General features: G+C 75.6%; 15 protein-coding genes. 13 read left to right on the top strand and 2 right to left on the bottom strand.

Translation table 11 applies throughout. The features are described from left to right. The first annotated feature begins 6 nt into the window (after window positions 1-6). The 13 genes from OG852_RS08885 to OG852_RS08825 all read left to right on the top strand — a co-directional run bounded on the left by OG852_RS08885 (window position 7) and on the right by OG852_RS08825 (window position 23,964). Window positions 7-672 (top strand): dihydrofolate reductase family protein, encoded by a 666-nt coding sequence (locus OG852_RS08885; protein ID WP_133913727.1) that lies wholly within the window; start codon window positions 7-9, stop codon window positions 670-672. A 130-nt stretch (window positions 673-802) separates the two neighbouring features. Further along, window positions 803-1,666 carry a Crp/Fnr family transcriptional regulator gene (locus OG852_RS08880; protein WP_330347542.1) on the top strand — a complete coding sequence of 288 codons (864 nt, stop codon included), beginning with the start codon at window positions 803-805 and terminating at the stop codon, window positions 1,664-1,666. A 1,111-nt stretch (window positions 1,667-2,777) separates the two neighbouring features. Beyond that, window positions 2,778-3,743, top strand: a complete 966-nt coding sequence (locus OG852_RS08875) for a hypothetical protein (RefSeq protein WP_133913726.1) — start codon at window positions 2,778-2,780, stop codon at window positions 3,741-3,743. Beyond that, complete coding sequence (locus tag OG852_RS08870; protein WP_133913725.1) at window positions 3,740-6,643, top strand: hypothetical protein; 2,904 nt, start codon at window positions 3,740-3,742, stop codon at window positions 6,641-6,643. The genes OG852_RS08875 and OG852_RS08870 overlap by 4 nt, the downstream gene beginning before the upstream one ends. Beyond that, complete coding sequence (locus tag OG852_RS08865; protein ID WP_133913724.1) at window positions 6,640-8,178, top strand: hypothetical protein; 1,539 nt, start codon at window positions 6,640-6,642, stop codon at window positions 8,176-8,178. Before OG852_RS08870 ends, OG852_RS08865 begins: the two co-directional genes overlap by 4 nt. Continuing rightward, window positions 8,175-8,702, top strand: coding sequence for a Pycsar system effector family protein (locus OG852_RS08860; protein ID WP_133913723.1), 528 nt, complete (start codon window positions 8,175-8,177; stop codon window positions 8,700-8,702). Before OG852_RS08865 ends, OG852_RS08860 begins: the two co-directional genes overlap by 4 nt. A gap of 193 nt (window positions 8,703-8,895) precedes the next feature. Continuing rightward, complete coding sequence (locus OG852_RS08855; RefSeq protein ID WP_330347541.1) at window positions 8,896-11,298, top strand: vWA domain-containing protein; 2,403 nt, start codon at window positions 8,896-8,898, stop codon at window positions 11,296-11,298. Between the two features lie 134 nt (window positions 11,299-11,432). Continuing rightward, window positions 11,433-15,524: a tubulin-like doman-containing protein gene (locus OG852_RS08850; RefSeq protein ID WP_330347540.1), complete on the top strand. Its 4,092-nt coding sequence runs from the start codon at window positions 11,433-11,435 to the stop codon at window positions 15,522-15,524. Next, complete coding sequence (locus OG852_RS08845) at window positions 15,521-18,211, top strand: hypothetical protein (RefSeq protein WP_133913721.1); 2,691 nt, start codon at window positions 15,521-15,523, stop codon at window positions 18,209-18,211. Before OG852_RS08850 ends, OG852_RS08845 begins: the two co-directional genes overlap by 4 nt. A 55-nt stretch (window positions 18,212-18,266) precedes the next feature. Then, on the top strand, window positions 18,267-19,577 hold the full coding sequence (locus tag OG852_RS08840; protein WP_166663583.1) for a hypothetical protein: 1,311 nt from the start codon (window positions 18,267-18,269) through the stop codon (window positions 19,575-19,577). Beyond that, entirely contained in the window at window positions 19,574-20,668 is a 1,095-nt protein-coding gene (locus tag OG852_RS08835) for a hypothetical protein (RefSeq protein ID WP_166663582.1), read from the top strand. The genes OG852_RS08840 and OG852_RS08835 overlap by 4 nt, the downstream gene beginning before the upstream one ends. Window positions 20,669-20,675: 7 nt before the next feature. After that, a complete protein-coding gene (locus OG852_RS08830) occupies window positions 20,676-23,507 on the top strand; it encodes a hypothetical protein (protein WP_330347539.1) in 2,832 nt (943 codons plus the stop codon). Window positions 23,508-23,583: 76 nt separating this feature from the next. Next, window positions 23,584-23,964 carry a BlaI/MecI/CopY family transcriptional regulator gene (locus tag OG852_RS08825; RefSeq protein WP_330347538.1) on the top strand — a complete coding sequence of 127 codons (381 nt, stop codon included), beginning with the start codon at window positions 23,584-23,586 and terminating at the stop codon, window positions 23,962-23,964. A 194-nt stretch (window positions 23,965-24,158) separates the two neighbouring features. On the opposite strand, the gene OG852_RS08820 is transcribed toward OG852_RS08825, so the two are convergent. Together OG852_RS08820 and OG852_RS08815 are read right to left on the bottom strand one after the other, a co-directional pair. Continuing rightward, a complete protein-coding gene (locus OG852_RS08820; protein WP_133913717.1) occupies window positions 24,159-24,614 on the bottom strand; it encodes a tellurite resistance TerB family protein in 456 nt (151 codons plus the stop codon). Between the two features lie 124 nt (window positions 24,615-24,738). Next, window positions 24,739-25,005, bottom strand: a complete 267-nt coding sequence (locus OG852_RS08815) for a GlsB/YeaQ/YmgE family stress response membrane protein (RefSeq protein WP_330347537.1) — start codon at window positions 25,003-25,005, stop codon at window positions 24,739-24,741. Window positions 25,006-25,097: the final 92 nt, after the last annotated feature.

The raw sequence follows: 25,097 nt of genomic DNA, 5'->3' as shown, positions 1-25,097 counted from the left end.
GGGCCGATGGTCGGCAAGGTGTTCTTCAGCGTGACGATGTCGCTCGACGGCTTCATGGCGCCCGAAGCCGTGCCCGTCGAGGACGTCTTCTCGCCCGGAGGCCAGGACGACCCGAGGGTCCGGCGCTGGATGGCGAAGTGGACGGAACTGCAGGCGTGGCTGTTCCCGCAGCGATGGTTCCGGGAGAACCTCGAGCTCGGCGAGGGCGGTGAGGAAGGACTCGACAACGACATCGCCCGGGCGACGTTCGAGCGCACCGGCGTGAGCGTCATGGGCAAGCGGATGTTCGACGCCGGCGAGCTGGCATGGCCGCGGGAGGCGCCGTTCCACACGCCGGTGTTCGTCGTCACCCACACCAAGCGTGACCCGTGGGAGCGGCCGGGCGGCACCACCTTCCACTTCGTCACCGACGGCATCGAGCGCGCGCTCGACCGGGCCCGCGAGGCCGCCGGTGACCGCGACGTCCGCATCGCCGGCGGCGCCGAGACGATCCAGCAGTATCTGGACAGCGGTCTGATCGACGAGTTCTCGATCACCCTCGCGCCCGTGCTGTTCGGCACCGGCATCCGCCTGTTCGACCACGTCGACCCCGACCGCATCGCCCTCGAACAGACCCGCACGGACGCATCGTCCCGGGTGACGCACCTGACCTACACCGTCCGGAAGCGGTAGCCGCGGTAGCCGCGGGAGACGTGGGGTGCGGCCTTTTCGGGTTGCGCAATCCCGTGATGCCCGGGGAATCGCGCGAGTAGAGTGACGCCTCGCTCCGACTCCTCCACCTCACCGGAAGTGACGGGTACTCATGGGCTTGGTGGTGCAGGACCGTACCTTCCTGGAGGCGCTCACCGCGGACGCCCGCAAGGAACTGCACCGCATCAGCGCCGAGCGCACCTTCCGCCCGGACGAGCACCTCCTCATGGAACGGGACGAGAGCACCCATGTCCTCGTCCTCCTGGAGGGATGGGCCGTCGTCTCCACGGCCGTCGACCGGTCCTCGGCCCGGCTGATCCTGGCCCTGCGCAGGAAGGGCGAGGTCGTCGGGGAGATGGCCGCCCTCGGCGATGCCACCCGCAGCGCCACGGTCACGGCCCTCGGGCCCGTACGCGCGCTGGTCGTCTCCGGCGCCCGCTTCCGTGCCTTCGTCGGCCGCGACCCCGAGATCGGGGGCCTGCTCATGGCACAGCTCGTGGCTCGGCTGCGCACCGCCGACGAGGAACGCCGGGCGCTCGCCTCGCTGACCGTGCTCCAGCGCATCGCCGCCCGCCTGCTGGAACTCGCCGAGCTGCAGGGCAATCCGGCGCCGACGAGCGCCGGCGGTCCGGTGCCGGCGCCCGCGGGGGCGGCCGGAACCGGTGCCGACGTCCGTGCCGACGTCCGTGCCGGCGCCCGTGCCGGCGGGCGGCCGGGTGGTGCGGGCGCGCGCTGTCCGGCCCATGAGCCCACGGAGTCCCGGCCGCGCGCCGACGACTACCCCGTGCTCGCCGAACTCGCCCAGCACGACCTCGCGGACGCCGTGGGGGCGACACGTGAAGCGGTGGCCAAGGCGCTACGGCTGCTGCGCGGCGCCGGTGTGGTGCGGACCCGGCCGCGACGGGTCGAACTGATCGACCGGGACGCGCTGCGGCTGCTCGCCGCCGGAGGGAACATCGGGTTCCCGGCCCGCTGACCGGCGCTTTCTGATCACACGCGCCCACCAGGAGCCGGACGGCTCCGCCGGTTGGACGCCTCGGTCTGGGTGGTTGGCTTTGCCGGGCGGTTGGCTTTGTTGGGTGGTTGGCTTCGTCGGGTCGGTTGGTTTGCCGGGTGTTGGCTTCGTCGGGCCGGATGGCTTTGCCGGGCCGGATGGCCTGGTCGGGTCGGTTGGCTTTGCTGGGCGGTTGGCTTTGCCAGGCGGATGGCTTCACGGGCGGATGGCTTGGCCGGGCCGGATGGCTTTGCCGGGCCGGATGGCTTCGCCGACTGGCCCCCTTCGCCGGTGGACGGCTTCGTCGGCCGGAGGGTGCCCCGCCGGTCGGAGGGTGCGCCGCCGGTCGACCGAGCGTGACCGGACGCCCATGGGGCCGCAACGCTCTGCCCTCTGCTGTCGGCCCGCGGCCTCGCTCGTCGACCCACTGCCCTCGGCCCTCGCTCTTCGCCCCCCGTCCCCGCGTCCCCCGACCCCGCCCCCCGCCCCCGGGCTCTCGGCTCTCGGCCCCCCGGGCCCTCGGCCCCCGGCCTCCGACCCCCGTCTCCCGTCTCCCGGCCCTCGCTATTCACCGTCCCCGGCCCCGGGCTCTCGGCCCCCGATCCTCGGCCCCCCGGATTCCGACCCTCGCCCCCGTCACCCGGCCCTCGCTCTTCACCCTCCCCGGCCCCGGGCTCTCGGCCCCCGGCCCCGGGCTCTCGGCCCCCGGCCCCCGGCCCCGGGCTCTCGGCTCCCCGGTCCTCGGCTCCCCAGCCCCCCGGTCCTCGGCTCCCCGGGCCCCGGCCCTCGGCTCCCCGTCACCCGGCCCTCGCTCCCCGGCCCCCGGCCCCCGGCCCTCCGCCATCGGCCCTCGCCCCCGGCCCCCCGCCCGCGACCCCCGTTTCCTGGCCGGGCTGTCCTCCACTCCCTGACCGTCTGTCAAGACCCGTCAGGGGTTGTGTTGGTGTGCAAAGGGAAGTGCGAGCTTCGCCGCGCGGCGCGCGCATTTCGGCTTGCGATCCATGTGCTGCGATCGGATGTGTAAACGACCACATCCAGCGGCAGGCGGAGCAGACATGCTGACGTGCAGTCACTGAACGACAGGGGAGGACGGATGGCCGACGGTGCCGTCTACAAGACCTTGCTGAGCGTGGACGCCCGGGGTTCCGGCAGCTACCTCAACGGGGCGAAGCGCAGGATGCGTACGCAGATCTACGACCTTGCCCACGCGTCCTTCGCAGCCGCCGGCGTCGCACGGCCCATGCTCCACCTCGAGGACCGCGGCGACGGGTTCATAGCCGCCGTGGACGCGCGGATTCCGCCGGTGCAGATCCTCGGTACCTGGCTCACCGAGCTGCACCAGCGGCAGCGCGTCCAGAACGAGGACCTGGTCCGCCCTCTCGGACTGCGGGTCGGCGTGCACGTGGGGCCCGTCGAGCACGACGACGAAGGGCTGTCGGGCGAGGCCATGGACCTGGTCTGCCGGCTGGCGGACTCGTCGGTCGCACGCGACGTCCTGGAGCGCTCCGGACACGATCTGGTCTGTGTGGTGTCCGAGTCCCTCCACCGCGACGTGGTCCGACACGGAGGGCGCTTCGTGGAGCCCTCCTGGTACCGCACGGCACGGATCACCCTCAAGGAGGGGCCCGTCACCGCGTGGTTCCACGTACCGGGGGAGCCGAGACCCGTACTTCCGGGGGACGAGGGTCTCGGCGCCCCGCCCGCGGACGCGCCCACGGGGGACCACGGGGGCGGCGCGACCGCGGGGGCCGCAGCGGAGGACCGGACGCGGCGGGCGGGCCCGGGGGACATCGCCCCGTCCGCCGGCGGCCGGTCCTCCGCGGACGGCAGCCGGCCGGACGGCAGCCGGCCGGACGGCGAGGAGGCGGGCGGCGGCCGGTGGGACATCCGTGTCGAGGGAGGGCCCAGCGTGGTCCAGGACCGTGCCGTGTTCCACGCGCCGGTCCACTTCGGCGGCACGCCGGCCGGCGAACGACCGAGCACGCGATCCCCGGGGACGGACCGGCACGGCGCGGACCGCCGCGCAGCGGACGACGGCGGTTCCGAGGGGGGCCGTTGAACGGCGAGGACGACGGCGCGGGGCCCGCGGCGCTCGGAGCCCGGGATTCGGCCCCCGCCCCCGTCCCCGCACCGCGGGAGCAGGAGCGGGAGTGGGCACGGGAGGACCGACAGGACCGGCACGCGCGCGCCGGCCGGGACCACGACGGCGCGGCGGCGCGCGGTGCCGAGGGACACGAGCGGGACCGGGAGGCCGACCGCGAGGACGGCCGGGACGACGACCGGCAGGACCCGCACGCGCAGGGACCGACGGACGGTGCCGAGTGGCGGTTCCGTCAGGAGGAGCGTTTCCGCGAGGCGACGCGCGGCCCGCTGGACGACGAGGGCGGCCCCGGGGAGGCCCGCGCCGCCGCCCGCGCCCAGCGTGCCGCACAGGCCCGCTTCGACATCCGCGGCAACAGCAGCGTCTTCGACCGCAGCCGCTTCGGCCACGCGCACTTCGGTGACGTCTACGTCGGGTCCCGGGACACCGCGGCCCCCGTCTTCGGGACCGTTCCCGAGGACGAACTCGACCGGCTGCGGCAGGTCTACCGGCCCCCGGTCGGCTACCCGGACCTCAAGGAGTCGCTGCGGGCCCGCCATGTCGTGGTGCTCGGCGGCCCGCCCGGCACCGGACGGCTGACCACCGGGCTCTGCCTGCTCGACGAACTCACCGCCGCCACCGGCGAACAGCTCTCCGCCGCGGGTGCGGGGGACGGCTCCGGGTCGGACACCGCGGCGGCGCGGGGACGCGTCACCCGGCTCGCCCCGTCCGACCTCGGACTGATCTCCGGCGACCCGGACTCGCTCGCCGAGGGCGTCCCGGCCGGGGGTGGGTTCATCGTGGAGCTCCCCGAGACACCGGGCGACTGGACCGCGCCGCAGGAACTCCATCTCGACGCGCTCGCCGCACGCCTCGCCGCACGCCACGCCTTCGCGGTGCTCGTCGTCTCGCCCTCCTCACCGGGCGGGCACCTGCTGACGGGCCGTTACGGACGGGCCTGCCCGCCCGCCCCCGCCGAGGAACTGCTCGCGTGGCAGCTCATGCGGCACCTGGCCGACGAACCCGACGCCGACGCCCTGTCCCGGGGCGAGCAGATCCTCGCCCACCCCCTCTTGCGGAGCGCCCTCGGTATCCGGCCGCAGGCGCTGCGCCCGTCCGAGACGGAGTACCTCGCGGCCCTGGTGGCACGGCACGTCCGCGGCGGGATGAGCCGCGCGGAACTCCTCGACGCCTGCGCCGAGGTCGCGCGGCGGCAGGCCCGGGAGTGGTTCGCCGGCACGGCCGGCCCCGCGCCGGCGGCCGAGCCGATCCGCGACCGCGACCGCGGTGGTGCGGCGGGCGGCGAGCGCGCGGACGACGACCGCGCCCAGGTACGGGAGGCCGCGTTCCGGATCGCGCTCGCCGTGCTGGACGGCGAGGCGTTCAGCGCGGTCGCGGACGCCGCGGAACTCCTCGCTCAGGAGATCTTCACCGCCCGCGCGCCGGAGCGCCGCCACGGGCGGCCGGTGTTCGCCGAGAACCTCGAGGGCCTCCTCGCCGCCTGCCGGGCGCGACTGCACGAGGGCGAGGAGGAGTCCGTCGGCGGAGTGCCCGTGCCGGTGCGGACCGTCGCGTACTGCGGCGAGGCGCTCGCCGGGGCGGTCCTGGCCGAGGTGTGGCACCGCCACCACGCCGCCCGCGCCCCCGTCGTGCGCTGGCTGCGGGCACTGGCCGGTGACGCCCGCCCCCAGGTGTGGGTCCGCGCCGCGGTGGTGGCCGGTGAACTGGCCACCGCCGACCTCGGCTACGGCTTCACGGAACTGATCCGGCCGCCGGCCGTCGCGGGCGACCTCCGGCGCCGCTTCTTCGCGGCGACCGCGCTCGGCCAGGCGGCCGGCCGGGAGCCCTACCGCTCGGCGGTCCGCGCCGTCGTCGCGGACTGGGCGCAGGCGCCGGTGGCGGCACTGCGGTGGACGGCCGCGCTCACCCTCGGGTTCGGCCGGGTCGTCGACGACACCCGCACCGCGCTGGAGCAGCTCTGCGCCATCGGCAGCCGCGACGACGGCGCTCAGTCGCTGGTCGCGTCCTACGGTGTGGCCCGGCTCGCCGCCGGCAGCCGGGCCGGCGAGACGGCGACCGTGCTGCGGGAGTGGGCCGAGGAGGCCTCGGGCGAGCGGCTGCACCTGGCGCTGCTGAGCGCCGTACGGCTCTTCTCCGCACGCACCGACGAGATGTGGCAGCCCGAAGGACCGGACGACCATCCACCCGCCGACGGAACGCCCCCGGAGACAACGGCGTCCGCCGTCCGGCTGACCGCCGGGGTGTCCGGCCGGCTCCCCGCGGTGCCCCGCGCGGAAGGCGGCCGGCGCCGCGCGGACCCCCGGGGCGGGGCGGGCGGCCTGGTACCGGCCCTTCGCCCGCCGGTGCCACGGGCGTCCACCGCGCGGACCGACGCCGAGCTGGCGCGCCGTATCCACTGGCCGCTCGCCCTGGCCGTCGCGGTGTCGGTGGAGAGCGCGGCCGAACCGCTCGCCGACCTGCTGTGGCGGGCGCTCGACAGCCATCTGTCGGCCGAGGCCGCCACCGAGGGGCTGTGCCTGTGGCTGCGAGCGGCCGAGGCCGACGCGGCGCTCCCGGGCCACGCGGGGGGCGCGCGTGCCTATGTCTTCGAGCGGGACGGGGAGTCCGGGGAGAAGCCCCGCCCCACCACGGCGGGGGACGGCACGACGACGCCTCCCGGCGAGATCCTGCGGGCGCTGCTCTGGCTGCTGCCCCGGATGATCCGCGACCGGCGCGACGCCGCGCGGGTGCGCTGGCTGCTGCGGACCCTGTGCGCGGCGCCCGAGGAACCGATGACCGAGGCCTTCGAGCGCCATGTGCTGGCCTCGATGGCCGCGACACGCAGCGGCCCCATGGGCCGGGGGGAGGAGCGGAGATGACGGTGGGTCCCGAGGAGGAACTGGTCATCCCGGAGAACGTGGCCGGACCGTTCCTGAGGGAACGGCTGCTGCGGGACCGGGGGTTCCGGCACGCGGGCGTACAGGTGGCGTCGGTGCTCTTCTACCAGGACGGCGGATGCAGCGTCATCACCGCGCAGGGCGCCGACCACACGGACCGGCGCGGCAGATGGGCCCGGCCCACGAGCGTCTGCGAGATCGCCCGGGGCCGCCATGTGACCGCGTTCGACGTCGAGTTGCCCGCGCTGGGCGCCGCCACCTTCTTCGAGACGCGGGTGAAGCTGCGCTGGGAGGTGACCGACTACCGGCTGGTGGCGGAGAAGCGCCTCTACAGCGTGGAACAGGACCTCGGGCCGGAGATCGTCGACCGGCTGAGGGACGTCTCGGGCCGGTACGCCGTCCACCACGCCCAGGAGGCCAACCGGGCCGTACGGGCCGAGGTCGCGGCGGGGAAGTGGGCCGACCTCGGACGGGAGGTGGGGCTGCGGACCCAGGTGTTCGTCGAGGTCGGCACCGACCGCGCGCACATCGACTTCGTCGCCGGAGCGCGCTCGGACGACGCCGAGGCGCAGCGCGTCGCCGGCCGCTTCGCCGGGTTCGCGCGGCTGGCCCAGGGCACCGACGCGGAGCGCCTCGCCTACCTCATGGCCTCCGGCGACAGCCGCGAGGTCGGGGAGCTGGTCCGCATGATGCTGGAGAACAAGGCGGAGGAACAGCGCGAGAACCGGGACTTCCTCGTCCGGATGGCCCGCGAGGGACGGATCAACACCCCGGAACTCGACGCCTACATCCGGCACATGGCGCTCCCGGACCAGACGCACGGATACCCGGCCCCCGGCGAGTACGTCGTCCCCGCGCTCCCGCCCGCTCCCACCGGCCCCGCCGTCCCGGGCGCGGCCGTGCCACGCCGTGAGCTCGAACGGGCCTGGCCCGACCGGTCGTACGAGGAGCCGACGGCCCCGGCGGACACCGGCGGGGGCGGCTCCCGGGGCTCGGGACCGCAGGCGTGGGAAGCGCGCGCGGCGAGCGCTTCGGGCGGTGCCGGCTCGGCGTCCGGGCCGAGGGGCGGTGTCGGGCCGGAGCCGTGGGAGGCGCGTGCGGTGACCCGTTCCGGCGGTGCGGGCCGGGAGTCCGCTCCGGAGGACCGGCGCCCCGGCGGATCCTGGGACCCGGGCGCCGGTGCGGGGGAGACCGGCGGGTGGCGCGCGGAGGACGACCGGGGGACGCGTCGGGGGGACGGGGTCGTGTCGGGGCGGGTGGTCGACGGGGCTTTCGTGCCGCGGACCGACGAGGACGACTGGTGGGGGGACCCGGACGACCGGGCCGCGTACGCGGTGCGCCGGGAGCCCGCCCCCGCACCGGCCGGGCCCCCGGCGTACGGCGGGCCCGCCGCGGCGCCGCAGTCGCCCCGGCCGGACGACGAGGACGACGACATCTGGTCGGACGGCCCCGGGGACGACCCCTGGAGCCGGGAGTCGCCGCGCCCCGGGCACGGTGCCCCGGGCCACGGGCGATGACCGCGGGAGGCGCCCCGGCGGCGCCGATCCCCGCCGCGGGGGAGACCCGGTACGTGGCGGAACGGCTGCTCGCCTCCGTCCGCGAGGACGTGGGACGGGCCGACGTCAAGGCGTCGGTGCTGCTCTCCGTCGCCCTGAGCGTCCCGGCCCTGCTGCTCGGCGTGGGACAGCGGCTGCCCGCCCGTCCCTCCCCCCTGTCCCTGGTGCTGGTGGGAGCAGGCGCGCTGATGTGGCTGATCGGCTCGACATCACTCGTTCGAGCGATGCTGCCGCAGAGCGGAACTGAGCGGGTCGGCCCCGGCATCACCTTCTTCGCCGATGTCGTGGCGGTCCATGGGGCCTCGGGGGAACAAGGGGTGGCCGATGCGGTGACCAGGGCCTGTGAGGACCTCACGGCCTGGCTGCTGACGCAGGCGGTGGACATGAGCCACATCCTCGTCGAGAAGTACCGCTGCATCCGCCGGGGGGTCGGCTGGCTGCTGCCGGGGGCGCTGGCTGCGACCGCCGGACTGCTGATCGGCTGACCGGCCACCGGGCCCACCGGCTCGGCCACTCGGCCACGCGGCCACTCGGTCACGCGGCCACTCGGTCACGCGGCCACTCGGAACAGCTGACACACGGCATACGACACGGCGCGCGGACGCCCCGGACGACGGGAACGCACGCGGGTCGTGCGCCCGACATTTCATGAAGTAACAGGATGGTAAAGGGGAGGACGTGAACTCACACATCACCGGATCGGCGCGCGGCGGACCGGTCCGCCCGCGGGGTGCGAGAGGGGCCCGCCGAGCGCGGGTCCGCCGCACCGCCGGTCTGCTGACGGCGCTGCTGCTGGCACCGGCCACCGCGAGCGCGATACCGGCCGGACCCGTCGCCGCGCCGGACGTCTCCGCCCCGGTGGAACTGGCCGTCGCCGTCGACGAGTCCGGCAGCCTGCGCGCCTCCGACGTCGAACGCGAACGGGACGCCGCCGGCCGGATCGCGGTCGGCGAGATCTCCGAGAAGTCCCGCCTCACCGTCCTCGGCTTCGCGAGCGCGGACAACGACGAGCAGAGCCCGGTGGACGAGGTCTGCCCCACCACCGAACTCGACCCGGTGGCCCGGGAGAAGGCGGGCGAGTGCATCGACCGTCTCGCACGACGGGAGAAGGGCACGGGCACCGGCACGGACTTCCCGGCCGTCATCCGACAGGCCGTCACCCGGCTCGGCGAGCACACCGGCGACCGGCCGCGCATCCTCTTCCTGCTCACCGACGGCAAGCTCGACGTGGCCGACAGCCCGGCCTACGGCGCCGACGAGGAGAGCCGGGCGAAGAACGGCGCGCAGGAACTGACGAAGGCCCTGGCCGAGGCCGCCCGCGCCAAGGTGCAGATCTGGCCCCTCGGCTTCGGTGACGCCATCGACGAGAAGGCCCTGGCCGCCATGGCGGCCGGCGGCTACCGCGGCGGGTGCGTGGACCTCCCCGCGGCCCGGCCGCGCGCCGCCGTCGTCCCCGACTCCACGACCCTGGGCAACGCCGTGCAACGGGCCTTCGCCGGAGCCCGCTGCCTGGTGACCGACCCGCCCGTCGAGGACACCCCGCCCGCCGACATCTCCCTGCGGCTGTCCCCGCTCGCCACCCTCGCCACCGTCGTCGTCTCCAAGGGCGACCCCGCGGTGAAGGCCACCTACTACGACCCGCGCGGCAGGAAGGTCGAGCCCGGCACCCGCGCCGACGGCTCCACCTTCCAACTCGCCGGCGCGGGCGGCGAAGTGGAGTCCCTGCGCATCACCGACCCGCGGCCCGGCACCTGGCGGGTCCGCCTGGACGCCCCGGAGGGACACCGCGACCGGCTCGCGAGCGTCGCCGTCCAGTGGCGCGGCGCCGTCCGCTCGTCCATCGTCATGACCCCCGCCTCCCCCCGCCCCGGCGAGACGGCCCGCGTCGAACTGAGCCTCCAGACCCGCGACGGCGCGGGCGTCGGCGACGCCAGGGACCTGCGCAGGCTCAAGGTCTCCGGCAGGCTCACCGGCGAGGGGTTCGCGCCCCGCGCCCTCGACCTCGACGACACCGGCGAGAACGGCGACACCAAGGCCGGCGACGGCCGGTTCACGGGCACCGTGCGGATCCCGAGGACCGCGGACGGCGCGCTCACCGCCGTCGGCGTCCTCGGCGCCGTCGGTCTCACCGCGGACCACCGCCCCTTCCTCACCCGCACCGCCCCCGTCAACCCCGACGTCCGCGCCGAACTCCGGGTCGACGACGCCGAGGCGCACGCAGGCGACAGCGTCCCCTTCACCCTGATGGCCTCCAACGACTCCGGCGAGCCCCGGACCCTGCGGCTGTCCCTGCGGGACGCCGAACCCGGCGCGCTGACGCTCTCCCCGTCGGAGATCACCGTCGCCCCCGGCGGGTCCGTCACCCGCACGGGCCGGCTGACCGTCGGCGCCGGACAGCGGCCCCACCGGATCACGGCCCGGCTCGAGACCGTCGACAGCGAGGACCGTACCCGGCCGCTCGACGCGAAACTGGTCACCGTCGACGTCACCACCGTGCCGCCCTGGTGGCGCCGGGTCTGGGACGCCTGGTGGTGGGCGCTGGTCCCCGCCGCGATCCTGCTGCTCGGCCTCCTCGCCTTCCCGGTGTGGCAGTGGCGGCAGCGCATCACCTACGTCGACCCGGGCGGCCTCCGGCTGCGGCTGACCATGAGGGGCGGCGCGGGAGAACGGACGGCGAGCGAACTGCTCGTCCCCCACGGCCGCGGCCCCTGGTACCGCTTCGACGTCCTGGACGAGCCCGGCACCGACCCCCGGCTGGACCCGCGCCCCGCCGGCCCGTACGCCCTCCAGCGCCACCCCCGCGGCGCCCGGCTGCGCACCCCCGGCGGCGGCACCCAGGACATCCGCCTCGGCGACGACGTCCCCCTCGAGGGCGACGTGGTGCTGCGCGTGGACCGCGGCACCGGCGGCGCGCCGGGGAACCGTACACCCGGCGTCCCGCGGTGGTTCACCCGCCTGGTGCCCCGCCGGCCCACGACCCCGACCGGGACCGGCGGCCAGGGCCGGGACGAGCGGGAGCCCACCGGCCAGGACGCGCACAGCCGGTCCTCCTACGACGACGACCTCAGCGACGCCCTGTGACGACCGGGGCCGGACCCCCGTACACCGGTCCGGCCCCCCGACACCCACCCCACAGCCCCTGTCAGGCCCGCACCCGGGCCTGGGCACTCACCGACGCCGGCGTGCGCCAGCACCCGGCAGGGGGGAACCGAACGATGAAGATCTTCCAGCCGATGCTGTTCGTCGGCCTCGGCGGCACCGGCGGCCTCATCGGCGCCGAACTCGAACGCCGGCTGCGCGCCGAACTGTGCGGCCCCGACGGCACCGCGCTCACCGGCAGCGGCGGACGCCTGCCCTACGAACTGCCGAGCTGCCTGCAGTTCGTGTACGCCGACTACAGCGAGTCCGAACTCGCCCGGCTGCCGCACCTGAGCGCCGACGCGTCCCTGCGCCAGGCGTACGCCCGCACCGCGCGCGCCACCCACGACCTGCTGCCCGCGGACTTCGAGAGCTCTCCCGAAGTGACGAGGATGCTGCGCGCCATCCTCCGCGAGGAGGTCGCCGACTGGCTGCCGCCGCACTCCGGCGAACCCAAGGTGACCCCGCTGAAGAACGGGGCCGGCCAGCTGCCCACCGTGGGCCGCGCCGCGCTCTTCGCCACCCTCCGCAACGGCCCCGCCCCGGTCGTGGCGCCCCTGCACCGCGCCATCGACGCCATCGCCGGCTCCGGAGGCGAGCTCCAGGAGGTGGGCGGCGGCACCATCAGCGGCTGTGATGTCTTCGTGGCGTTCTCCGTCGCCGGCGGCACCGGCGCGGGCATCTTCCTCGACTATCTGCACCTGATCGGGCAGGCGTTCAAGGACAAGCGGTTCAAGGGCGCCCGGATCTACCCCCTCGTGGTCATGCCGTCGGCGTTCCCCGAGGCCAAGGGCGGCGGCCGGGAGGCCGAACTCAACGCCGCCCGCGCCGTGGTAGACCTGTCCCGGCTCGTCGACGAGCAGAACGCGCCCGATGCCGGGACCGAACTCGGCGACACCGAACAGCAGGAGTCCCTGCGCATCCGCTACCCGCAGGTCCACCCGGTCTCGCTGCGGCCCGGCACCGTGCCCACGGCGTTCCTGTTCAGCCCGACGGCCGGCATCCGCCCGGACGACCTGCGCCGCTCCATCGTCTCCCTCGTCCTCTCCCTCGTCGGCACCGACGTCAACGTCGGAGACGGCAAGGGCGGACGCGACGACGACTTCCAGACCTTCGCCGCCACGTTCGTCAACGGCGACGTCAGCCGCCGCACCCGCTCCGCCACGGGCATCGGCCGGCAGGGCATCTCCACCAGCCTGGTCGCCTCCATGACCGCGCCGCTGGACGAACTCGCGGAACTGGTCGCCGCCCGCATGCTCGCCCAGGCCGTCCAGCGGCTGACCGACACCACGGCCCAGGGCCCGCAGGAGACGGCACCGCTGGTGAGGGAGATGTTCACCGCCGCCGGCCTCGGCGAGCTGTGGCGCCGCGACCCCCTCGAGGTGCCCGACCCCGACCCGCTGCCCCGGGGCAGCGGCGAGATCGAGAACGCCCTGCGCAACCGCGTGGAGGAGATGCGCCGGCTGCTCGCCGACCTGGAACGGCGCGTCGCCCATCGCATGCCCACCCTGGTGGAGAGCTTCGCGCCACGCTCCGCCGCCGAGCAACTGCTGCACCAGGTCGACCTGTTCACCCTCGACCGGGTTATCGCGGGAGTGCCCGGCGACCCGGAGGAGGTGGCCAAGCTGGGCTTCCTCGGCATGCTCGACAACCGCCGGCAGGACCCCCGCCGCCCCCGGGGCGTGGACCTCCAGCCGCCGTCCGTGCCCCGTATCCGGGGGCGGGCCGGAGGACTGTCCCGGCCGCGCTGGGGCGACGACGAGGTGGCCGCCGTCATCGCCGACCAGGACCGCTGGTACAAATGGCGGGCCCGCGCCGTGTGGCACCGCGCCTGGAACGAGCAGGAGCCCCGCTGGCGGCAGGCCGCGGTCGCCCTCCAGAACGACGCCCGCGCCCTCGGCGAGGCCTTCCAGAAACACGTCGACGACCAGCCGCGCGCCTACGCCGCCCAGGTCAAGGAGTTGTACGACGACCGCACCGGCGTCTCCTACCTGCTGCCCCCGCAGGGGAACCTGGGCCGCTTCTACCAGGCCCTGATGGAACGTCTGGCCGAGAGCGACCAGCTCGGACCCAACGGGGACGAGGCCGCGCTGCTGCTCAAACTCGTCGACGCCGACCTGCGGCGGGCCGCCTTCGCCACCGCCCGGCACTCCCCGCCCGCCGCCGTCTCCGAGGTCAAGGCCGCCCTCAAGCACCGGATCCAGCGCCTGTTCGCCGAACGCCCCGGCCAGCAGCGGGCCCGCGCCCTGCTGCCGCGCATGGGCACCCTCCTGTCGGCCGCCGCCGGGGACGGGGAGGCGGTCGAGCAGGTCAGCAAGCGGGCGCTCGACCAGTTCGGCTACAAGCTCGCCGGTCTGCTGCCGGCCGCGTTCACCCCCGAGGGCAACGGCCGGCTGAAGGTCCTCATCACCTACCCCGGCACCCAGAGCAGGGTCGCCGTCGAGAACCACCTCGAGAAGGAACTGCGACTGCCCGGCGACAGCCGCCGCACCATCGAGTTCCGCGCCGTGGACACCGACTCGATCACCGTGGTGCTGTTCCGCAGCGAGATGAGCCTCACCGAGGTGCCCGAGGCCCGCAAAGTGCTGCGCCAGTGGGCCAGGGCCCAGGACAGCCGCCGCGACGACGACGTGCTGCGCTGGCGGCAACGGCTCGGACACCGCGACCACTGGCTCGCCAGCACCGCGGAGGACCGCCGGCACATCCTGCACCGGCTGCTGTGCGCGCTGTGGAACGGCCAGGTCGACTTCCAGGGCGACCCCGCCTCCCCGGTCCGGCTGCGCATCCGGCTGCACGACGACCGGAGCTCCGACGCCCCCGGCATCCAGCTCCGGCTCGACGAGTACCAGGACGGCGTCTCGAGCTGGGCGGGCCTGCTGCGGGCGTACGAACGCTGGGCCCTGCTCGCCGAGGAGAACATCGTGCAGAGCTACTGCGGGGTGGTCATGAACGTACTGCCCCACGGCCTGGGCACCTCCGGCAGCGAACCCTCGGAGCTCTACCTCAAGCTGGTCCACGAGGTGGCGCCCCGTCAGCTCGCCCTGCTCGACGACCGGGAGCGGCGCTACGGCGCCCGTGTCGCCGAATGGGTGCGCCCGCTGCGGGAGTTCTGGGCCGACACCCTGCCCGGCGCGCTCGACCTGCCCTTCCCCGACAGCGAACAGGTCGCCCACCCCAGCCTGCGCGAGCTCGAGGAGTGGATGCGCGAGGGCCGCACGCAGGAGCGCGCACCGTACGACGAGGGAGGCCACGGCACCCGGGACGGGTGGGACACCGCCCCCTCCTGGGACCCCCGCCCCTCCCACGACTCCCACGTCACCTGGGACAGCGGGGAGACCGACCACGGCCCCCGGCGCCCGTCCCCGCCCCCCGGCCGCGGCGGCGACCCCTGGGACCGTACGGCGGCTGCGGGCACCGGGCACGGCCACCCCGGCACCGTCCCGCCGGCCCGCTCCGCGCCCGGCGGATACCCCACGGCCCCGGCCGCCGGGAGCGCCCGGGACACGTCCGCCGAGCGGGGTCCCTACCCCGGTCACGAATACCCCGGTCACGAACCGGCCGCTCCACCGGCCGGCCCGCCCGGCACACGGCGCCCGTCCGGACCCACCCGCCTCCGGCCCCCCGGCGCCGACCGCACCGCCCCCGACGCCCCGCGCGCCGACGGCAGGTACGGCGCGCAGGCCGCCGAGGACTCCGACTGGCCGGAGCCCTCCGCACCCGGCCGCACCGAACCCCGCCCCCGGCCCGACCGGACGGCCACCGGCCCCGACCCGCGGACGGCGCCCGGACCGCGCGGCGAGCGGTACCCGGATCGTCCGGGAGAGCCCTGGCCCGCCGACCGCGACGGCGCCCCCGATCCCTGGGGGCCCGCGACCGACGACGTCGTGCCGGCCGCGCCGCCCGCCGGCCGGGCCGCCGCCCGCCCGGCCCACGCCTCCACCCCGGCCGCCGCCCCCGCGGGGCGCCCCGCGATGGCCCCCGCCGCGGCCCGCACGCCCGACTACCCCGTCTACCCCCACGAGACGGAACCCGACGCCGGCTGGCCCGGTGGCGGATCGGCGGCCCCCTGGGGCGTCGCCGGCACCGACGGCGAGGCCGACTGGCCCGACGAGGACTCCGCGCCGCGCACCGCCGGGGACGGACCGGAGAACTGGGAGGACCACGCGTGAGCACGACGGGAGCCCCCGTGGTGGTGCTCGACTTCCGCGAGGGCAGGGACGTCCCCGACGAAGGCGCCGCGCTGCGCCGCACGGTGGCCGAACGCCTGCCCGGCGGCGGCCGCACCGGCAGCGAGGACCTGCGGTTCCTGGTGATCGACACCCCGGACGGACTGACCGCTCACGCCGAGGCGTACGAGCTGGTCACCGCCTCACCGACGCTCGGCTCCGTGGGGCTGCTCTGCCTCGTGGTCGGCGGTCTGCCCGACTCCCGGGACGCGGCCGTGCCGGTCACCGACGGGGCCGGCCGCCGACTGCGCCTGGCATCGGTCCTGCGGTCCGCGGGCACCGGGGTGCTCTGGGCCGCGGACCCCCGCGCGGGCCACGACCCCCGCACCGACGACCCGGACGGAGAGAGGGAGGCCGCCCTCCTCGCCCTCACCGACGTGCTGTGCATCCCGGAGGTCTTCGACGAGGTGCTGGCCGAGCTGCGCGGCACCCAGGTCTCCGTGGCCGCCCTGTCCCTGCGGGTCCTCGAGCACGATCTGTCGGCCGCCGTACGGGAACGCGCCTGGCGGACCGCCCTCACGCGGTTCGCCGGCGACGACGCACCGGGCGCCGCCCAGCCCGCCGCCCAGGACCTGCCGCCGGCCCTCGCCGGACTGCTCGGGCCGGGCCCCGAACGGTTCACGGCCTCGCTGCTGCGCGCCGGCGGGCCCGCCGAGGCCGCCCACCGGTCGTGCGTCCAGGCCCTGAGCGCCCTCGACGAGGCCCGCGCCGACCTCGCCTCCGCCACCGCGCTGCTGACGGGGCGCAGGACGGCCGCGGAGGTGCCCCGGGCCGTCGAACGGGCCGTCGACGCGCTGCGCCGCCACCGCGAGAGTCTCGCCGGAGTGCTGCGCGACACCGGCTCGCCCGGCATCCCCTCCGGCGAGGCGTTCGGCCGGCTCGCCGACGCGGGCATCGAACTGCCCCCGCCGGACGGCCCGTCCCGCGCCGGCGACCCCGGCGGGGGGCTCCAGGGGTTCGCGACCCGGCTGCTCACCTCGGGGCAGCCGCTGCGGGCCGTCGCGGCACGGCTGTCCGCGCTCGCGGAGCGGGTCGCACCGGTGCCCGCCGCCGCCCGCCTGCACGACCTGGAACGCGCCTGCCCCGAGGAGGCCCTGCGACGGGTGTCCGCCGGGCGGCCCCTCTACTTCGCCCGGGCCCGCGCCGGGTACCTGGCCCTCACCGCCCTGATCGCGGCGGTGTCCGCGCTGTGGCCCTGGCCGGGCACCCTGCTCGTCCTGCTGCCGGCGGCCGTGTTCCTCCTCGGCGGGCTGTGCGCGACGGCGGCCCACCCCGGCCGTTCGGCGGGCGGCCGTACCCACCGGGCCGACCTCGCCCGGTCCGTGGCCCTGCTGCTCGGGGCGGTGGCCGGGTTCGCCCTGGGCCGGACCGTCGGCGTGCCGCACCCCGCGGCGCTCGCCGGGGTCCTGCTCGGACTCATCGGCGCGGGCGTGTGCGTCGCCGTGTGGTGGCGGCGGGCGATCGCCCGGTGGTGGGAGGAGACCGGGGCGACGGATCTGCACACCCGTCTGACCGGTCTGGAGACGGTGCTGGCCGACGCGCTCCGCCGGCAGTGGTGGGCGGCGGACGACCGCACCCGCTGCGCCGACGGCGCCAGGACCCTGGCGGCCGTCCTGCGCGGGGCGGCGGCCGAGGCCGAGACGGGGCGGGCCCCCGAGGGCGCGCCCGACGGAACCGCCGGCCGTCCGGCCGGGCAGGACGGCTGGACGGATCCCGACTGGGGCGACGCCCCCTGGGACGACACCTCGTGGGAGGACGGTGACTGGCCCGAGGACGGCCACGACGGCGCACCGGCCGGGCCGGGTCCCGGCCCGCTCTCCGCCGAGGACGCCGGCCCGGGTTCCCCCGTCGGACCCGGACCGTACGAGAAGGCGCCCGGCGCGGGGGTGTTCCCCTCCGGCCCTCCCGGCGCACACCCCGGCACCGGCCACCGGGCCGACCCGCCGTGGCTGGACCGGGGCGCGGGTGACGGCGGTCCGGACCTCGTGCCCACGCTCGTCGCCGACCTGGCGGACGCCACCGTGGACGCCCTGCGCCGCCACGCGGGCACCGCGGGCCCGGACGCCGCCGCGGCGGCCCGCGCGTTCGTCGGGGCGATGGGGACCCCGAGCACGCTGGAGGCCGCCGTACGGCAGGCGATCGTGTCCGCGCGGCTGCACCTGCGGCACAGCGGGGTGGTTCCGGCGCCGCCGTTCGCCCGGCGGGACCGGCTGCGCGGCGACCCGATGGCGCTGCTGGGCATCGGCTCCCAGCGGGTCCGTGAGGCACTCGGGTCCCGCGACCAGCAGGCCGGGCCCCTGCTGCTCTGCCCCCCGGCCCAGTTGTCGCTGCTGAGCCGGGACCCGGAGGAGGCCCGGTCCATCACCTTCGCGCCGCAGGCGGTGCGTTCCGTCGTCGAGACCCGGCCGGGGCCCGACCACGAGGGCGGCCGGACGGCCGACGGCACGGTCGACCGCGTGGTGTGGACGGCGTCCGGACGCTTCGCGGGCCGGATGCGGCTCATCCCGCTGCGCACCGGCGTCGTCGAGAGCGTCCGGGTGCGGACCTGGGCCGACGGCGACGGGGCGGCGTACCCCGGTCCCGAGGGCGGAACCGCCCCGGACACCGGCCAGGAATGGGCGCAGCGGTGAGCCGCGCCGCGACCGCGCCCTCGGGGCGCCCGAACCAACGCAGTGGGGAAGTCACATGGTGAACGACCAACGGCACGCAGCGCACCGGCAGGAGCGGATCGCCCCGCCCCCCGCTCAGCGTGCGGCGCCCGCGTCGCCGGGCGAGAACGGCGTGCGGGACGAGCGGGACGCCGGGCCGGGCCGCACGGCCGACGCGGCACCGGGACGGCAGGACACGGAACAGGAACTGAGCTTCGTCTCCCCGCAGGGCGAACTGCACCGGGTCCTGGCGCGCTTCGGACCGGACCGCCCCCGTGTGGTCCGGCCGCCGGCCGTGGCCCGGCCCGTGCGCTTCAAGGACGGATGGAAGGGCGTCCAGGTACGTCTGCCGGAGGAGGCCGCCGGCGACCGCGCGGCGTACACCCTGCTGGAGGCGGAGATCACCGCCGCGCTCGCCCTGCACCGCGCCTTCGGCGGCACCCGCTTCGCAGGGCTGTTCCCCACCCCCGTCGGCCACGACATGAACACCCCCTCCCCGTTCGTGCTCTACGCCGTCCCCCGGGGCCGTCCGCTGGCCGGGCTGACCGAGGGCGTCTCGCTCGCCGGCCAGCGCGTCGTCGAACGCGACCTGGTGCTGGCCGTACGGCTGATGGACCTGATCGGCCTGGTGCACCGCGGCATCGTGCCCGGCGCCGTGCGCTGGGACGATCACGCGGTCCAGGTGTGGGACCTCGGCTCCGTCGTCCGGACCGGACGGCCCCGCGTCCCGTACGGCGTCCCGCCCTTCGCCTCGCCCGAGCAGCGGGCCGGCGTCGGGGCGACCGAGCCCCGGGACGCCCTGTGGAGCGTCGCCCAGGTGATGCACCAGCTCGTCACCGGCCGCCCGGGCAGCCCCGACGGCCCGCCGGCCGACCTCGCCGCGCACCGCTCGCTGGCCGGGACCCTCAGCCCCGTCTACGCCCGGCGCGCCGAGGACCGGCCCACGCCGGACGCCCTCCTGCGCACCCTCGTGCCCGAGATGGCGGCCGAGGTCGCCGGGGTGCTGCTGCCGGACCCGCTGGAGCAGTACCGCCGGGAGTTCGACGAGACACGACGGCGCAAGCACGCGGCCCTCGCGCTTCGTCCGCACGCCCGTGCCGTGGCCCCGCCGCCCGAGGACGACGGACCCGCCACCGGCCACGGCCACGACTACGGCGGAGGGCAGGCCCCAGCCCCGTATCCCACCGCCCCACCCCCCCATCCCACCGCTGCGCCCGGGGACTTCACCGGCTACGAGTACGAGCCCCGGCCCGACCGCAGCCGGCTGCGCACCTGGATCAGCGGCGGCCGCACATCCGGAACCACCGGGCCCGACCGGGGCCGGTCCACGGGAGGCAACCACCGATGAGCGCACCCGTACCGGGCGACGCCACCGCCCAGGAGATCCTCTGCCCGTACTGCCTGGAGGTCGTCTCCTACGACGAGCGCCAGCTCTTCGTCCGCAACGACAAACAGCAGTACGAACCGCTGCAGCTCGGCCACCGGTCGAGCCCGCTGCGGCTGGCCGACACCCTGCGCTCCGCCTACCAGCGCTGCGCCGACGCCGACGACGTCCAGGCCCACTTCATCCCGGTGCCCTACCTCACCCACGGCAGCCCGCTGACCGTCGCCATGGTCGGTGACTCTGCGACGGGCAAGACGCATCTGCTCACCCAGATGATCGCCGAGATCACCGACGGCGGGCTGGACCCCTACGGAGTGACCTGGCAGTCCGTCAATCCGCAGGACCACAAGACGTTCATGGACGAGCGGGTCGACGTGCTCCGCTCCGGCACCATGCTGGAGCACACCCCGTCCCGGTCGTTCGCCGCGTTCGTCGAGGCGCTGCTGCTCACCGGTCCCGACGGGGTCACCCGGCCGGTCGCCTTCTTCGACCTCAGCGGTGAGGACCTGCGCCGTACCGACGGGGTGCTGCGGTTCATGGTGGGAGTCGACGCGCTGATCTTCGTGGTCGACCCCCTGAGGGCCCTGCCCATGTCCCATCTGGACCCCCTGCGCGGCCAGCTCGGCTTCACCCGGGGCGGCGACCCGGCCTTCCAGACGGTGCTCGACCGGCTGCCGCGCACCGGCCCCTACCTGGGCGTGGCCGCGGCCATGGTGATCAACAAGAGCGATCTGATGCGTTTCGAACCGCCCGTGGACCGCTGGCTCGGCGAGCCGCCGCCCGGCCGGATGTCCGCCGCCCGCTTCCGGGAGGAGAGCCGCGACGCCTACGCCTATCTGCGCGCCCATTCCGGCCCCGCCTGGGTCAGGCCCTTCGACAGCGTGCTGCGCTGCACCCTGCACTTCGCCTCCGCCACGGGCAGCCACGACCACCGGGGCACCTTCGTGCACGGCACCCGGCCCCGGCGGGTGCTGGAACCCCTGGTCTCGGTCCTCGCCATGTGCGGGCTGCTCGGCGACGAGGCCGGGGACGGCCCGGCCACGGTGGGGATGTGAGGCGGTCATGGAACCACGTCCCCACGCCATGGGGCCGCGTCCGGGCGCGGTCACGCCCGCCGCGCCGCGCGACCCCGCCCGGCCGGCCTTCCCCGACCGGGCGACCGACCGTGCGGCCGACCGGGTCGACCAGGTGGTGTTCCGGTGGGCCGGCAACCGCGGGGCCCGCGGGGCCGGGATCGCGGCGGTCGCCCATTCCTGCTCGGAGCGCGAGGCACGCGTGCTGGCCGAGGAACTGGGCCCGGTGCTCAGGGTCCGCGGGAGCGAGCGCCGCACCAGCATCGTGCGGCACCGGCACGGCGAGCGCGTGCTGCTGCTGCGCCGCACTCCCGGCCACGACGACCAGGGGCGCGACAGCACCGTGTGCCACGCGCTGCTCGGTCCGCCGCAGCTGCTGCGCCCGCTGTACTGCCTGAGCCTCGGGACCGTCCCCTGGGCCGAGGACGGCTGGGCCGAACGGGTCGTCGGCGCGATCGAGCCGATGTCCCGGGAACGGCTGCGGGAACTGGCCGGACGGATGAGGGAGCGGCTGGAGGACAACGTACGGCTGGTCGAACTGCCGCTGCGCTGTCTCGTGGCGCAGTTCCTGCGCACCCCGCAGGCGAGGGTGTCGGCCCCCGCCGGGGATCTCGACCGCGCGTTCGCGGAGGCGTGCGCGGTGGCTCCGCCGGATCCGGGGGAGCCGTCGCAGGAGCTGCCGGAGCCGGCGTTCCTCGCCCTGTGGGGGCTGTGCCGGATCTTCGGGCCCTGGCTGGGCGGCAGGGACAGCTGGACGTTCGCCACCTTCGACACGGTGGACGACCACCCGCACCGGGTCGTGTTCGTCCCGTCCTGGCGCGGCTCCCCGGAGGAGGACACCCGGCTGCACAGGATCGACCTGCTGGACACCGGCACCGACGAGGCCGCCCAGATCGCCACCAGCCTGGTGGACCACTATCTGCGCTGGTCCCCGGCCTCGGGCGACTACGTCCGCCCGTTGGACCAGGTGCCCGAGGCGGCGACGGCGCCCGACGAGCAGCGGATCCCGCTGATCGTGAGCCGGCTCTGGCCGGCGCGGGCCGAACAGTTCACCGAGCCGGATCCGACTCCCCGTCACCCCGCCCCCCACGGCGACTCCGGCGCGACGGCCACGGGGCCCACGGGCGGAGCGGACGCGGGCCCGAGCGGGGCCGCGCCCGCCACCACGGGCGGCGGGCCGTACGGGACGCAGCAGCGGGGTCAGCCCGACCGGGCCGGAACTCACCCGAGCGCCCACCCCGTCACCGGCCGGGACCCCGCACCGACGCACGACGCCCACCCCGCCGACAGCCCAGCGGGCTCGACCCACGTCGAACCCGCCACCCCGGCCCCCGACACGGAGGCGACCGCCCACGGAGACTCCGGTCACGCGGGGTCCGGTCACGCGGGGTCCGGTCACGCGGGGTCCGGTCACGCGGGGTCCGGTCACGCGGGGTCCGGTCACGCGGGGTCCGGTCACGCGGGGTCCGGTCACGCGGGGTCCGGTCATGCGGGGTCTGGTCATGCGGGGTCTGGTCATGCCGGGTCTGGTCATGCCGGGTCTGGTCATGCGGCGTCCGGTCATGCCGGGTCTGGTCACGCGGGGTCCGGTGTCATGGGGTCCGGTCATGCCGGGTCTGGTCACGCGGGGTCCGGTGTCATGGGGTCCGGTCATGCCGGGTCCGGTCATGCCGGGGCCGGCCTCACGGGGCCCGGTCACGCCGGGTCTGGTCACGCGGGGTCCGGTCACGTCGGGTCCGGTCACGCCGGGTCCGGTCTCACGGGGCCCGGTCACGCCGAGTCTGGGCACACGGGGTCCGGTCTCCCGGGACCCGGTCAAACGGCGTCCGGCCTCACCGGGTCCGGCCTCGCCGGTGCCGGTCGCCTCGGCTCAGCTGGTGACGGGGCCGGTCCGGGCGGGCCGGTTCACGGGGAGCCCCGTGGCTGGGGGGCAGCCGCGACGGGTGGGGCTCCGGCCGTTCACCCGGCCGGAGCCACTTGGTCGTACCCTCCGCCCGTGGAACAGCCGGTCTTCCCGCCGCCACCTCCCGCACCGCCGCCGCCCTACGTCACGGCCGACCCCTCGTTCGCCGGCCCGTCGCTCCCCTCCGCGCCTCGGGTGCCGCCCCTGGCCGACGGGTCCATGGACCGGCTGACGCGGGCGAGCCGTGCCGAGCTGGAGGCGCACGCGCTGCCCGCGTTCCTGAGCATGGCGTCCGTGGCACCCTCCGCGGTGCCGAAGTGGAAGTGGCGCAGCTCCAAGGAACCCAGGGAGCGTGCCCGGGAGGCGGAGATCCGGAGCCTGGTGGAGGACCTGACGAGGGTGTCCAGCCCCACGGCCCACACCCAGGATCTGCGCCGCTCGGTGGAGGAACGCCTGGAGCGCGCCCACCACCAGGACCTGCTGCTCGTCCTGGAGGAACGGATGACGTACGGCGCGCAGAACATGGTCCTGGAGCGGCTCCCACAGGCCGTACGCGTGGACGACGCGGCCCACGACCTGCTGCGGCACCTGCTCGCCGTGGACTTCGTGGTGACGCCCGCCCCGGGGGACGAGGCGCTTCACGAGCTGCACATGCGGCGCGTCGCGAGGATGGTCTGCTGGTTCTTCCAGTGGCTCGTGCCGCCCCGCGCCGAGGCCCACGCGGAGGCGCTCGCCCGCTTTCTCGGCGGACTCGCCTTCGACGAGGGCCGGATGGCCCGGCTGGTCGTCGAGGAACTGCTGATCGACGTGGCGCACGACCGGATACCCGAACTCCCGGGCCGGGTCTGGCTCGCCGTCGTCCGCGGACTGTACGAGCGGTGCGGCGGCTCCGGGTCCCCCCGGGTCCCGGCCCCCTGACGCTCCTCCGCCGCCCGCGCGACGTCGATACGATGACGGGTCGCAGAAGCGTCGGCGGCGGAAGGGAGACAGGGGCGTGACGGACGACCGGCAGGGTCCGCGGCGGCGCAGACAGGGCGAGCTGGAGGCGCTGGTGCTGTCGGTGCTGGGCGAGGCGGAGGAACCGGTGAGCGCGGGCTGGGTGCAGGAGCGGCTCGGCGGCGACCTCGCCTATACGACGGTGATCACCATCCTGACCCGGCTGCTCGCCAAGGGCGTGGTGACCCGGGAGCGGGCGGGCCGGTCCTTCGTCTGGACGCCGGCCTCGGACCAGGCCGGTCTCGCGGCGCACCGGATGCGCAGGGTGCTGGACGCGGAGAGCGACCGTGAGGCGGTGCTGGCGAGCTTCGTCGCCGGTCTCGGTCCGGACGACGAGCGGCTGCTGCGCGAGCTGCTGGGCCGCGCCGAGGGCGAGTGACGGGGAAGGCCCGGTCCGCATGGGCGTGTTCGTCTTTTTACCGGGTGGTGGGCACCGCGCGGTTGCCGGGCAGTCCGCTGCCGGACGCTGGTCGGAGGCGGCGAACTCCGCCGTGACCATGTTCTTCATCCTGTACGCCGCGACACCCCTGTAGGGCGGCCGGCCCGGTGCCGGCCGCCCCGCTCCTCGATCGGTCAGAGGTCGAACTCGTGCGGAGGCAGGTCCAGGGTGAAGCAGGCCTCGCGGACGACGGCCTGTTCGGTCTTGTCGAAGTCGCCGTCGGCGCCGCCGATGACGATGCCGATCTGGATGACGGCACGGGCCTCGGCGGGCTTCTTCTTCGCCTTGGCGATCTCCTGGAGCACGCTCACCTTGCCGAAGTCGAAGTCGGCCGTCAGCTTGTTCAGGTTGTCGTCGAAGCGGCGCTGCAGATCCGTGGCGTCGAAGTTCTGCAACACCTCGTTGGTGGCGATGAGTTGGGCCACGCGGCGCCGCTCGGACGGGTCGATCGTGCCGTCGGCGGCGGCGACCAGGGCGCACATCGCCATGCTCGCATCACGGAAGGCGCCGCTCTTGAGGTCGTTCTTCTTCGCCACGAGCTGCGTCTGCATCGACGAAGCGGATTCCTTGATGCGGTCCCACAGGGCCATGAGAACTCCATACGGTCGCTCGGGGCCGGCCGCTCCGGGGGCGGCCGCCACCCCTTCAATATCTACAACAATGTAGAAACGAATGAGGGGGCGGGCAAGTTCCCGCTGTCGCCGCCCCGCCCGTTCAGCTCCGCGAGTTGCCGAACAGCAGGCGGTAGCCGACGAGGAGGACCAGCGCGCCGCCGACGGCCGCGCCCCAGGTGTAGAGGTCGAAGAACTGGTTCTCCACCGGGCGGTCGAGGAAGCGGGCGGAGAGCCAGCCGCCGACGAAGGCGCCCGCGACGCCGATGAGCGTGGTGCCGATCAGACCGCCCGGGTCGCGGCCGGGCAGCAGGGCCTTGGCGATGGCTCCGGCGAACAGGCCGAGGATGATCCAGCCGATGATGCCCATGTCGTCGTTCTCCCGTCCGGTCGGTCGGGCGGTGCCCGTCCGCAGTGTGAGTTGCCTGTTTGCGCAAGCCTAGAGATAAGAGAAGGGCGGAG

This window comes from Streptomyces sp. NBC_00582, from assembly GCF_036345155.1.
GTDB lineage: Bacteria > Actinomycetota > Actinomycetes > Streptomycetales > Streptomycetaceae > Streptomyces.
Note: the sequence above shows the minus strand (reverse complement) of the source record. Positions and strands in the feature narration are given on the sequence as shown.

Coding starts and splice junctions, on each gene's coding strand:
- OG852_RS08885 (WP_133913727.1), top strand. CDS start 7: ATGGTCGGCAAGGTGTTCTTCAGCGTGACGATGTCGCTCGACGGCTTC.
- OG852_RS08880 (WP_330347542.1), top strand. CDS start 803: ATGGGCTTGGTGGTGCAGGACCGTACCTTCCTGGAGGCGCTCACCGCG.
- OG852_RS08875 (WP_133913726.1), top strand. CDS start 2,778: ATGGCCGACGGTGCCGTCTACAAGACCTTGCTGAGCGTGGACGCCCGG.
- OG852_RS08865 (WP_133913724.1), top strand. CDS start 6,640: ATGACGGTGGGTCCCGAGGAGGAACTGGTCATCCCGGAGAACGTGGCC.
- OG852_RS08860 (WP_133913723.1), top strand. CDS start 8,175: ATGACCGCGGGAGGCGCCCCGGCGGCGCCGATCCCCGCCGCGGGGGAG.
- OG852_RS08850 (WP_330347540.1), top strand. CDS start 11,433: ATGAAGATCTTCCAGCCGATGCTGTTCGTCGGCCTCGGCGGCACCGGC.
- OG852_RS08840 (WP_166663583.1), top strand. CDS start 18,267: ATGGTGAACGACCAACGGCACGCAGCGCACCGGCAGGAGCGGATCGCC.
- OG852_RS08835 (WP_166663582.1), top strand. CDS start 19,574: ATGAGCGCACCCGTACCGGGCGACGCCACCGCCCAGGAGATCCTCTGC.
- OG852_RS08830 (WP_330347539.1), top strand. CDS start 20,676: ATGGAACCACGTCCCCACGCCATGGGGCCGCGTCCGGGCGCGGTCACG.
- OG852_RS08820 (WP_133913717.1), bottom strand. CDS start 24,614: ATGGCCCTGTGGGACCGCATCAAGGAATCCGCTTCGTCGATGCAGACG.
- OG852_RS08815 (WP_330347537.1), bottom strand. CDS start 25,005: ATGGGCATCATCGGCTGGATCATCCTCGGCCTGTTCGCCGGAGCCATC.